We start from the raw sequence: 12,261 nt of genomic DNA, 5'->3' as shown, positions 1-12,261 counted from the left end.
AATTGTTATATTTTATAAATGCAATTCTAACTATAATATTAATATTAAGTATTTATAAGGATTATAAAAAATACAACATATTATTTGTGGCAGATTCTAATAAATTGTCATTTATTATGTGGACGGTTACTTTAATTTTATATAATTTGTCATTGTCAAATTTATACAATCCTGATTTGTATATTAATTTATTAGTACTACCAATAGTAATAATATTTTTTATAGGAAGTAGAATTATTTGTATAAAAAATGACAATATAGGAAAGTTAGTTAATAGATTTTACGAGGAAAATTGGGAAAATGTATATGGAAAGTTAAGCATAGTGTTTTTAATTATAGCAATAATTTCATTAGGAATAAATTTTAAGATTAATGGTATAGCTATTTTAAGTGAAAATAAAATAAATAAGCAATCTATTACAACTTTAGGATATGGTGTGTTTATTGCAGTAATTGCTGCTCAAATACAATATTTAATTTATAGGAAAAATAAAAGGATAAAAAATTTATTATTGTGTTCGATTGCTGTTATATGTTCTGGTTTGACATTAAGTAGAGGCCCATTATTTTATTTCGTATTAACAGTATTTATATTTGAAATTTATAATTTATATTTTTTAAAAATACATTGTAAGCATGGAATTAGAAATATTAAAATAAAGGTATTAGCAATAATTTTTATATTTATTTTTGCGTTTAATTATGTTGGTAATATAAGGAACAAGTATGTTATGGATAATTTTTTTCATCATACTTTGAATGAGCATTATATGATGAAAAAAAATTATCCGACTGCTTTTACTCAACTATATATATATTTAACAAGTCCATTAGAAAATGCTAGGTTTAGCATAGAAAATCAAAGTGTTGAGAATATGTATTTTAATGAACTTTTGTATCCTATAGTAAAATTTAATGCTAATATTATTGGGGAAGGAAATAGATATAAGGAATGGATAGATAATAAACAACAGTATATTCCATATTTGGACGATTTGGTTGGGTTGAATGTATCTAGTTTTATAGTTGATGCATTTAATGATTATGGATATTTAGGATATTTGGTATATATGTTTTTGTTTTTTTTGTTGTCAATCAGTTTAATAAAGCTAATAAATAGTAATAAGCATTCATCCGTATTTAATATTCTTTTATATTCAAATGCACTAAATTTTTTATTATGGAATGTATTTGTTAATTCATTTAAGGTGGGAACACAATATATATATATAGTATGTTTCATTTTTTGCGAGTTCTTTTATAAGATAAAAAAGTCAAAATACAGTTTAAAGTTAAGAAGGAGAAAAAAATGCCTTTAGTATATATAATAATAGTTAATTATAATGGGTATAAGGATACAATTGATTGTGTAAATAGCCTGAGGAAAATAAAGTATGACAATTACAAAATTGTTATTATAGATAATGATTCAACAAATGATTCTGTTAAAAAGCTAAAATTCTATTTAGAAGATTGCACAATACTTAGTATGAAAAGTAATTTAGGTTTTGCGGGTGGAAATAATTTTGGTATAAATTATGCACTTAAAAATAATGCGGAGTTTGTGCTATTATTAAATAATGATACTATTGTAAAAGATGATTTTTTGAACAATATGATTTTAACATTCATAAAAGAAACAAATGCGGGAATAGTTGGATGCAAAATAATGTATCATAAGGAAAAAAACAGGATATGGTATGGAGGTGGCAAAATAGATTGGTTTAAGTTTATTGGAATTCATTTTGGAATGAAAGAATTTGATAATGGACAGTGTGATTTTGAAAAAGAGATAGATTTTATGACAGGGTGTTGTATGTTGATAAAAAAAGATGTATTTAAAAAAGTTGGTATGCTACCAGAAGAATATTTTATGTATTTTGAGGATTTGGATTTTTGTGTTAGAGTTAAAGATTTTGGATACAAAATATTGTATAATCCTAAAAGTGTTATTTATCATAAAGTTGGATTATCGTCAGGAGGGGAAGAATCACAATTTTCTGTCGAATGGGGAACTAGAAATAGAATTGTATTTATGAATAAATATAAAAAAAAGGTTAAAAATTGTAGATTTATTAGTTCTCAAATATTTTTTTATATTACTAGAATTTTAAAATGTATTAAGTATATTTGCAATGGAAAAATATATCTGGCTAAAGCTATTTTAAAGGGAATTGAAGATTCAAAGTAATTATTGTGAGTTAATAGGAGCTGCTTTTATTATGGAAGAAGATACAAAAATATTGTTTATACATAATACAATAACGTGGTACAGAATACCATTGTTTAATACATTATCTAGATTAGATAATAGGAAATTTAAATTTTTATTTACTAAGGTTAATTTAGGAGAGACTCAATATAAGATTAAAATTGATTATGAAAAACAACTTGATGTAGACTACATTGTTTTAAATAAAAAGAATTTTTATAGATCTTTTATAAAAATTCTTTTTAAATATGATTATGATGTTATAATTATACCAGTATTAGATTCGCTATCAGAATGCATTGATTTTTTTCTTGCTTTTTTTATATCAAAATTGAGAAGAAAGAAAACATTATATTTTTGGGAAAGATGGGATCCTGACAAGTACTACTCATTTAAGGACTTTTTAAAAAAAAGTATTAAAAAGTTGATATTCAAAAAATTTGTAACTAAAGTCAATGCATATATTGTTCCCGGAACAAAAACTAAAGAATACTTTTTGAAAAATGGAGCTAATGAAAGGAAGATTTTTCTAGCACCAGATGCAAGTGAATTAAAATTTCAGAATTTAACAATAAATGTTGATATAAAACGAAAATTTAGTATAAATAATGATTATAAGGTAGTTTTATATTTTGGTAGATTGATGGAAAGTAAAGGATTGGATTATCTTATTAAAGCATTTTTTAAATTGAAAAATAAATATAATAATGTAGCTTTGTTAATATGTGGGGATGGGGAGTTTAGAAAATATTGTGAAATTTTATGCAAAGAGTTGAAGTTAGAAAATGTATTTTTTTGTGGTAGAATAGATCCTAGTATTAGAATTAGTTTCTTTAGACAATGTGATGTATTTGTATTGCCGAGCATAACTTATAAAGGACAAATTGAAGCTTGGGGATTAACTGTAAACGAAGTAATGGAGTGTGGAAAACCTATTATTGTTACAAACGCTGTTGGATGTGGGGATGATTTAGTTAAAAATTATAAAAATGGGTTTATTGTTAAGGAACGTAATGAAAATGAAATTTTTGAGGCAATGTATAAAATACTTATAGATGATAACTTAAGGGCTAATATGTGTAAAAATTCACTTGAAATTATAAAAAATTATACATATTTAAATATGGCAAACGGATTCAACAAGGCTATAGAATATGTTTTAGATAATGAAATTTGATTAAAAAATGTTAATTTATACAGGAGGTGCTAAAGTAAAATGAATAAAATAGCAGCAGTAGTAGTTACATATAATCGGAAAGAGAAACTTTCAATTAATTTAAAATGTTTGCTAAATCAAAAAAGAAATTTAGATAGAATATATATAGTAGATAATGGAAGTACGGATGGAACGGATAAAATGATACAAGAGATGTTATTGCAACATAAAAATATACAGTATATAAGATTACATAATAATATTGGAGGATCGGGTGGATTTTATGTAGGTATAAAATCAGCTTATGATGATGGATTTGAATATATATGGGGAATGGATGATGATGCTTATCCTAATGAAGATGCACTATTGCAATTAGAATCAGTTAGAGAAAGATTACCACAAGATGTTTGTTTATGGTCAAATTGCGATATGGATATAGACTTTGATAAAAATGATTATAAGGAAGTTGATTTTTGGATTTTTGTTGGATTCTATATTTCGAGAAATGTAATTAGCAAAGTTGGTTTCCCTAGAGCAGATTTTTTTATATACCATGATGATGTTGAATATGCCAACAGAATTAAAAGATTTGGTTATAAGATAATTAAAGTTAAAAATTCAATAATAAATCATAAGTCATTTGAACAGAGAAAATTTTATGAGAAAAAAATTTGTGGCAAACTTATTAAATTTCCTATTATGAATGATTGGAGAATATATTATTTGGTAAGAAATTCTATTTTAATGTATAAGATTAGTGATATTAAAAGATATAGACAAATATTTATTACAAACCCTAAAATTTTTTTGAAAATTGTATTACTTAATACAGATCAAAAATTAATTTTTTTAAGGGGTTATATTGATGGAATTTTAAATATTAGTGGAATAAAAGTTTTACCTTAAATTAAAGGAGTTAAAAATATGAATTTTAAATACGTTATAATTGGAGCAGGTTTATCAGGATTAACACTTGCACAAAAAATTTCAACAGAATTAAATGAGCATGTTTTAGTAATAGAAAAACGTAATCACATAGGTGGAAATTGCTATGATTATTACAATGAAGAAGGAATTTTAATACACAAGTACGGACCACATATATTCCATACTAATCATAAAGATGTATGGGATTATCTCAGTAAATTTACAAAGTGGAATTATTATCAACACAGGGTTCTTACATATATTGATGGAAACTATATTCCAATGCCAATAACAACAGAAACCGTTAATAAGTTATATAATTTAAATTTATCTAATAATGAAATAGAAGATTTTTTAAAGGAACAAGCTAAAGATATTGATGAAATAAGAAATTCAGAAGATGTTGTTTTGAGTAAGGCTGGAAAAGACATATACGAAAAATTTTTTAAGAATTATACAAAAAAGCAGTGGGATGTTTATCCTAATGAATTAGATAAATCTGTTATATCAAGAATTCCTGTTAGATATAATCGTGATACAAGATATTTTACAGATAAGTATCAGGGAATGCCTAAATATGGATATACAAAGATGTGTGAAAATATTATAAATAATCCTAAAATTCATGTGCTTTTAAATACAGATTATAAAGATATAATAGAAAATTTAGAATATAAATATTTAATTTATTCAGGTCCTGTTGATTATTATTTTGATTATAAATATGGAGAACTTAAGTATAGAAGCGTTAAATTTGAATTAGAAACTTTAAATGTAGAATCTTATCAAGATGAGGCAGTAGTAAATTATCCTAATGATTACGATTTTACAAGAATAACAGAATATAAAAAATTAACATGGCAGGAAAATAAAAAAACAACTATAGCAAGAGAATATCCTACTTGGGATGGAGAACCTTATTATCCAGTTCCACAAAAAGAATATTTAGATCAATATAATTTATATAGGAATGAAGTTGAAAAATTAAAAAATGTATTTTTTATAGGTAGATTAGCTGAGTATAAGTATTACAATATAGATGCAGCTATAAAGAGTGCGTTTAATTTGTTTGAAAATAAAATTAGGGGATTAGATTAATAATGAGCATTGCTAAAAATTACATATACAATGTTGTATATCAACTTTTAATTTTAATACTTCCACTTATAACAGTTCCATATGTTTCAAGGATACTGGGAAGTAATGGTGTAGGAATAAACGCATACACAAATTCAATAGTGCAATATTTTGTATTGGCTGGAACTATAGGAATAAGTCTATATGGAAATAGAACTATAGCTTATGTTAGAGATAAGAAAGATGAACTTAGTAAAACTTTTTGGGGAATATTTATACTAAAACTTATAACAACAGCTTTAGCATATATTGCTTTTTTAGTATTTATTTTTATCATTAAAAGTAAGTATACATCAATATATTTTATTCAATCATTAGCTATATTATCCGCTACTTTGGATATTTCATGGTTTTTTATGGGCATTGAGGATTTTAAAAAAACTGTAACAAGAAATTTTATAGTTAAAATGATTGGTGTTGTATGTATTTTTATATTTGTTAAAAATAAAAGTGATTTAAATAAGTATGTTCTTATATTATGTATATCAGATTTAATAGGACAAGGCATAATGTGGATGTATATGAAAAGCTACATTAATAAAATTCAATTAACATTTAATGATATCAATAAACATTTTATACCTGCTGTGCAACTTTTTATACCTCAAATAGCTATTCAAATATATGTAGTCTTAGATAAAACTATGGTTGGAATGTTTTCAACACCATCGGAAGTTGGATTTTATGATAATTCGCAAAAAATTGTTAAGATGACCTTGGCAGTAGTAACATCTATGGGGACAGTAATGCTTCCAAGAGTGACAAATACTTTTGCTAAAGGAGATCTTAAAAAGGTTAAAGAATATTTAGTTAAATCCTTTGAATTTTCATCATATTTAGCAATACCGATGATGTTTGGAATGATTGGTATTGCTAATGAATTTGTGCCTTGGTTTTTCGGAAATGATTTCTTAAAGTGCAGCAGTCTTATAATTATAATAAGCCCTATTATTGTTGCAATAGCTTGGAGCAATGTTTTGGGGATGCAAATTATGCTTCCTGTTGGTAAAGTCAAGGAGTTTACTATTTCAGTCACTGTGGGTGCGGTTGTAAATTTTATAATTAATTTATTTTTAATTAAAAAATATGCTTCATTAGGTGCATCAGTAGCTTCTGTTATAGCAGAATTTGCTGTTACACTAGTTCAATTTTATTTGATGAGAGAGTATATAGCTATTAAGAGTATGTTCAATAATATATGGAAGTATTTTTTGGCATCAGGTATTATGTTGTTATTTTTAAGAATAATTGGTAATTATATGAAAACTAGTATTAAGACTACTGTTGTACAAGTAGTGGTTGGTATGCTAACTTATTTTGTTTTACTGGTAATGTTAAAATCAAATGTTAATAATTATATTATAAATATAGTTAAACGAAAATTTCTAAAAAAAACGATTTGATTGTAAACTATATAACAAATGCCGTCATGAAAAATAACCTCTCATTTGATATACTTTTGTAAAGTAAAGATATGGGAGGTTTTATTTTGAGATCTATAACTGAAAATCTAGTTCTCTGGAAGCAAAGAATTATGGAAAGAACTTAAAATGGAATGTCAGTTTCAAAATGGCGTAAAATTAACGAAATCAGCAAGAATATGTATCATTATTGGAATCGTAAAATAAGCAAAAAGCAGCAATTAGATAACGAAACAGAGTTTGCAGAAGTTACTTCTGTTGTTTCAAATGTATATAAGTCAGAGATTAATCACTGGAAATCGAATGATTTCCAGATATTCTCTAAAGACATACAGGTAACTGTCCCAAGCAACTTTAATCAAGATTCTTTAGAAGGACTAATGAAAGTTTTAAAGCAACTATGATGCGTCATATAGCCGATGATTATTGCGAATTGATAAAGGAATGCCTTTATGAAGAAGGTATTGCTTTGTATAATGAACTGTCAGATTCGGATTTTAAAAAGCTTATACGAAAACAATATAACTATATAAAGAAAATTGCAAAAGAAGGATTTTATTAAAAAGTCAGCTTCGCAGATTGATGTGAAGCTGACTTTTTGAGTTACGGTATGTGTTCCACCGCTTACAAAATTAAGCATAATTGTGAACTGTAAACTGAAAAAATATAATGAAATAATAAAGAAAATTGGATATAATAATATTAAAGTATAAAAAATATAAGAGGAGAGCGCATGAATGGCTATATTATCAATGTTTTATGGCATAATTATTTCGATGTATTATATGGACAATAGGTAACATCATGTACCACATATTCATGTTACTTACCAAGGGCAAGAGGCTGTGATTTCAATACCAGCTGGAGAATTGCTTGAAGGTGAAATTAAATCTAGCAAGATGAAACTCATACAAGCATGGATAGAAATTCATAATGATGAACTTATGGCTGACTGGGAACTTGCGCTCAAAGGCGAAAACATTTATAAAATTGATCCTTTGAAATAAGAAATGGGGTGAAGTTATGAATCCAAGAGTAAAAGATGTAGTTCCTAATAAGGATTTTACAATTACTGTAACATTTACTGATGGTCAAATAGGTATATTTGATGTAAAACCATATTTTGATACAGGTATATTTAAAGAATTAAAAGATTGGAATTTATTTAAAACTGTAAAACCTTTTATGGGTACAGTGCAGTGGATACATGAACAAGATTTATGTCCGGATACTATATATTTAGAAAGTAAGAAGATAGGCAGGGAGAAAGCTATAATTTAATAGCTATAGTGGAGTTAAGTATTTTATTTCTTAACTCTATTTTTATACAATTTAATATTTTCTGAAGTGAAACGGAAGAAAATCATCCATAACTGTGAATGGAAAAAGGGGTGAAGTATTAAAGAAAATTGGATATAATATTACTATATGTAGAAGGTATTATAGATTGGAGTGAATATTAAATGGAAGAATTTTTAACAGCGGCAGAAAGAAAAAAACAAACAGAAGAGGCTATAAAAAATATAAATATTAATAATTTAGTTCAAAGCTACATTGAGAAGACTAATTCTTATATAAAAACAGCTGCGGAAAGAGGTGCAAGCAGTACCTTAGTTATAATTTCGGAAAATGATGCTGTGATAAATAAAAAAATTGGAGATAAAATAGTTCGGTTTCTAATAGAAAAGGGATTTAAGGCGGAGCTAAAAAAAGTACCACAATTTTTTGCCTTAGAAGTTTCATGGTGAAGGTTTTGTTAAAGCCTTTTATAAAGCAATAAAAGATACCACTATGGATAATATTTCCAAGATATTTATGACAGGTGTAAGCACTATAATGTTAGAGGGTTTAACATAACAAGAAACTATACTTTAGATAAAAATCTTAATGCTATGCTTGGATCTACTAGAGATGAACTTTCATGGGTTATGGATGAAGTTTGGTTAAAAGATGTAGAACTTAAAAGTAAAATCTGTAAGGATATGACGGAGTATTATAATGGATATAAATTTAATGCAAATAGCAAATCTGTTTTTAATCCAGATATGACAATGTATTTTCTTGATGGATATTTGGCTTATGATCATTATCCAGAAGAAATGATAGATAATAATGTAAAGACAGATTATGGTAAGGTTAATCAATTGGCATATAATTTTAAGTGAAAGGATAGAATTTTTTATATTAAAAGAACAAAATTAATTATATAATAAATCATAACATTTTTAAAGTAGGTGAGAATATGAATAAAGAAGACTTAAAAGCCATACAAGAGCTATTAAGGGAAGAGCTTAAGCCTATAAAATCTCAACTTAAGGAAAATACAGATATATTAAAGGCTTTAGGACATAAAGTAGAAGTAAATAAAGCTGAAATAGATAAAATAAGTAATGATACAGCACATATTAGTGGTCATTTAAAAAGCATAGGTGAAAATATTGATGCAGTAAAAGAAGTTTTAGGAAGACATGAAGTAGATATAACTGTATTAAAACGTAGACCGGTATAAGATTTAATAGAAGTCCTTAAGCTATAGGAACTTGTTTACATTTAAATTATTATTTTACAATTGATGTAACGTTTTCAAGGAAAAGTTACAAAGTTAACTCAAGAAGTTGATGAACATGATAAAGTTATAAGTCAGATTAGGGCTATTAAATAAATTTTAGTATGAAAAGAACACAGTAGGAACATTATTCTGCTGTGTTTTTTTGTTATATAATTTTAATATCCATCGTGAACTGAATATAGGTTGATAACTCTTACCTAAAACGTTATAATTAAAGCATAATAATAAGAGATTAAAAGGAGATAACTATGAAAGGAATAGTACTTGCCGGGGGGTCTGGTACAAGACTTTATCCGCTTACAAAATCAGTATCAAAGCAAATACTACCAATATATGACAAGCCAATGATATATTATCCTATTTCTGTTTTGATGCTTGCAGGAATAAAGGACATACTTATAATTTCAACTCCGAGGGATATTGAATGTTTTAAAGAGCTTTTAGGCGATGGAAGCCAGCTGGGGATTAATTTTGAGTATGCAGTTCAGGATAAGCCAAGAGGACTTGCAGATGCTTTTATAGTTGGAGAAAAGTTTATTGGAAATGATAATGTTGCTCTTGTACTTGGAGATAATATTTTTTATGGATATAGATTTACAGAAAGACTTCAAAATGCAGCAAATAGAAAAGAAGGAGCAACAATTTTTGGTTACCATGTAGGAAATCCAAAGGCATATGGTGTTGTTGAATTTGATTCTAATAATAATGTAATATCCATAGAAGAAAAACCAGAAAATCCAAAATCCAACTATGCTGTTCCGGGGCTTTACTTTTATGACAATGAAGTTGTTAATATTGCAAAGAATATAAAGCCATCAGCTAGAGGAGAACTTGAAATAACAGATGTAAATAATGAGTATTTAAAAAGAGGAAAGTTAAAGGTAGAGCTTTTTGGAAGAGGTATGGCATGGCTGGATACTGGTACGTGCAGTAATCTTTTAAGTGCAGCAAATTTTGTAGAGGCTATTGAAACTCGTCAGGGAAGATATATAGCTTGCCTTGAAGAGATAGCTTATGGAAAAGGCTATATAAATAAAGAGCAGCTTTTAAAGCTAGCGGAACCTTTAGCTAAAACAGATTATGGTCAGTATCTTATTAATTTAGTAAGTGATGAAGAATAAAAGGAGCTTGATATAATGAAAACTTATTTAGTAACAGGTGGAGCGGGTTTTATAGGCTCAAATTTTGTCCACTATATGTTAAAAAAGCATAAAGATATTCACATAATTAATCTTGATAAGCTAACTTATGCAGGAAACTTGGAAAATTTAAAAAAGGTTGAAAAAAATCAGGGCTACACTTTTGTTAAAGGTGATATATGCGACAAACCGCTTGTAGAAGGTTTGTTTAAAAAATACGATATAGATTATGTTGTGAATTTTGCTGCAGAATCTCATGTTGATAGAAGCATAAGAGAGCCAGAGGTATTTGCAAAAACTAACGTTGTTGGAACAGTTACTCTTTTAAATGCTGCAAAAACTGCTTGGGAAACTGAGAATGGATACAAGGAAGGAAAGAAGTACCTCCAAGTATCTACAGATGAGGTTTATGGTTCACTTGGAAAGGAAGGCTACTTTATGGAAACAACACCACTTGATCCACATAGCCCATACTCTTCATCAAAAGCTTCAGCAGATTTAATGGTAAAAGCTTTTTATGATACTTACAAGATGCCTCTTAACACAACAAGATGTTCAAATAACTACGGACCATACCAATTTCCAGAAAAGTTAATTCCACTTATGATAAATAATTGCCTAAGCAAAAAGCCACTACCAGTTTACGGAGATGGTTTAAATATAAGAGATTGGCTATATGTTGAAGATCACTGCAAGGCTATAGATATGGTGCTGGATAAAGGAAGAATTGGTGAAGTTTACAATGTAGGCGGGCATAATGAAAGAAATAATTTGTATATAATTAAAACTATAATTTCATATGTGCATGACAATGTAGATTCAAGTGTAGATGAAAGTTTAATAAAGTATGTTGAAGACAGAAAAGGTCATGATAGAAGATATGGAATAGATCCAGAAAAAATAAAAACAGAATTAGGCTGGTATCCAGAAACCTCCTTTGAAGCTGGAATTGTAAAGACAATAAAATGGTACTTAGACAACAAATCCTGGATGGACAATTTGACCTCAGGCACATACGAGGAATACTATAAAAAATACTACAAAATTTAGAGTGCAGAGAACAGAGTACAACGAAGGATGATTTATCTTTCGATTTTCTCAGATAAATCTTTAATTATAACTAATGATGTTCAGCTTTGCTGAACGAAATAAATAGACAGTTAAAAAATGGTGTCAACCTTGTGTCTATCTATATATGATTTGTTTCTTGAATAAAGTTCTCATAAATGGTTCTATCAAAACAAATTCTAAGATCAGGTACAAGTATTGGAGCTAATGTAAAAGAAGGCGTAAGTGCCCAAAGTAAAAAGGATTTTTTGAACAAGATGAATATAGCACTAAAAGAAGCAAATGAAACAGAATACTGGATTGAATTGTTTATAGAAACTGGTTATATAGAGGATAGACAACCACAAATTTTATACAAGTGTAGAGAACTTTGCAGAATGCTAAGTGCTACAGTATCGACAACTAAAAAGCACTTAAATTTATAATAAAACCCAGATTACAGATACTAGAGGAAAGGTGCAGTTAAGGCTGATTTGTCTTTAATGTGTGAAATAAGTCTATAGCACAAAAAAGTTTAGCGCAGCTAAACTAAAATGTATCTATAAGTTAGAAAATTTTTGTGCGAATAGCAGAAAAATTAACATTCACTGTACTCTGTACTCTGTACTCTGTATTCTGTTTTAATGGGG

Annotated in this window: 13 protein-coding genes and 3 pseudogenes; all 16 read left to right on the top strand. The window is 27.4% G+C overall.

The genetic code is table 11. The features are described from left to right. Positions 1-2: 2 nt before the first annotated feature. A complete protein-coding gene (locus ACJDT4_RS01745; RefSeq protein WP_406785804.1) occupies positions 3-1,319 on the top strand; it encodes an O-antigen polymerase in 1,317 nt (438 codons plus the stop codon). Beyond that, positions 1,310-2,191: a glycosyltransferase family 2 protein gene (locus ACJDT4_RS01740; RefSeq protein WP_406785803.1), complete on the top strand. Its 882-nt coding sequence runs from the start codon at positions 1,310-1,312 to the stop codon at positions 2,189-2,191. The genes ACJDT4_RS01745 and ACJDT4_RS01740 overlap by 10 nt, the downstream gene beginning before the upstream one ends. A 31-nt stretch (positions 2,192-2,222) precedes the next feature. Then, on the top strand, positions 2,223-3,389 hold the full coding sequence (locus ACJDT4_RS01735; RefSeq protein ID WP_406785802.1) for a glycosyltransferase family 4 protein: 1,167 nt from the start codon (positions 2,223-2,225) through the stop codon (positions 3,387-3,389). Positions 3,390-3,428: 39 nt separating this feature from the next. Next, positions 3,429-4,277, top strand: a complete 849-nt coding sequence (locus ACJDT4_RS01730) for a glycosyltransferase family 2 protein (protein WP_406785801.1) — start codon at positions 3,429-3,431, stop codon at positions 4,275-4,277. A gap of 18 nt (positions 4,278-4,295) precedes the next feature. Further along, on the top strand, positions 4,296-5,396 hold the full coding sequence (glf, locus tag ACJDT4_RS01725) for a UDP-galactopyranose mutase (RefSeq protein ID WP_406785800.1): 1,101 nt from the start codon (positions 4,296-4,298) through the stop codon (positions 5,394-5,396). 2 nt (positions 5,397-5,398) lie between these two features. Next, a complete protein-coding gene (locus ACJDT4_RS01720) occupies positions 5,399-6,838 on the top strand; it encodes a flippase (protein ID WP_406785799.1) in 1,440 nt (479 codons plus the stop codon). Between the two features lie 197 nt (positions 6,839-7,035). Next, positions 7,036-7,260, top strand: coding sequence for a hypothetical protein (locus tag ACJDT4_RS01715; protein ID WP_406785798.1), 225 nt, complete (start codon positions 7,036-7,038; stop codon positions 7,258-7,260). Next, a complete protein-coding gene (locus ACJDT4_RS01710) occupies positions 7,257-7,418 on the top strand; it encodes a hypothetical protein (RefSeq protein WP_406785797.1) in 162 nt (53 codons plus the stop codon). Before ACJDT4_RS01715 ends, ACJDT4_RS01710 begins: the two co-directional genes overlap by 4 nt. Before the next feature lie 250 nt (positions 7,419-7,668). After that, positions 7,669-7,863, top strand: a pseudogene (locus ACJDT4_RS01705) (DUF4160 domain-containing protein); the annotation flags it as partial. Between the two features lie 16 nt (positions 7,864-7,879). Beyond that, complete coding sequence (locus ACJDT4_RS01700; RefSeq protein WP_406785796.1) at positions 7,880-8,137, top strand: DUF2442 domain-containing protein; 258 nt, start codon at positions 7,880-7,882, stop codon at positions 8,135-8,137. Between the two features lie 182 nt (positions 8,138-8,319). Then, the gene (locus tag ACJDT4_RS01695; protein WP_406785795.1) at positions 8,320-8,604 is read left to right on the top strand and encodes a hypothetical protein; all 285 of its coding nucleotides are present in this window, start codon (positions 8,320-8,322) and stop codon (positions 8,602-8,604) included. After that, a pseudogene (locus tag ACJDT4_RS01690) lies at positions 8,597-9,015 on the top strand (P-loop NTPase family protein); the annotation flags it as partial. The gene ACJDT4_RS01695 and the pseudogene ACJDT4_RS01690, both read left to right, overlap by 8 nt. Positions 9,016-9,098: 83 nt before the next feature. Beyond that, positions 9,099-9,365: a hypothetical protein gene (locus ACJDT4_RS01685; RefSeq protein WP_406785794.1), complete on the top strand. Its 267-nt coding sequence runs from the start codon at positions 9,099-9,101 to the stop codon at positions 9,363-9,365. 308 nt (positions 9,366-9,673) lie between these two features. Beyond that, positions 9,674-10,546: a glucose-1-phosphate thymidylyltransferase RfbA gene (gene rfbA, locus ACJDT4_RS01680; RefSeq protein WP_406785793.1), complete on the top strand. Its 873-nt coding sequence runs from the start codon at positions 9,674-9,676 to the stop codon at positions 10,544-10,546. Positions 10,547-10,561: 15 nt separating this feature from the next. After that, positions 10,562-11,614 (top strand): dTDP-glucose 4,6-dehydratase, encoded by a 1,053-nt coding sequence (rfbB, locus tag ACJDT4_RS01675; RefSeq protein WP_406785792.1) that lies wholly within the window; start codon positions 10,562-10,564, stop codon positions 11,612-11,614. A 179-nt stretch (positions 11,615-11,793) separates the two neighbouring features. Continuing rightward, positions 11,794-12,057 (top strand): annotated as a pseudogene (locus ACJDT4_RS01670) (four helix bundle protein); the annotation flags it as partial. Positions 12,058-12,261 lie beyond the last annotated feature (204 nt).

The sequence above is a fragment of the Clostridium neuense genome (assembly GCF_045310695.1).
Lineage (GTDB): Bacteria > Bacillota > Clostridia > Clostridiales > Clostridiaceae > Clostridium_S > Clostridium_S neuense.
The sequence above is the reverse complement of the archived record's forward strand: the minus strand, read 5'-3'. Positions and strand labels throughout refer to the sequence as shown.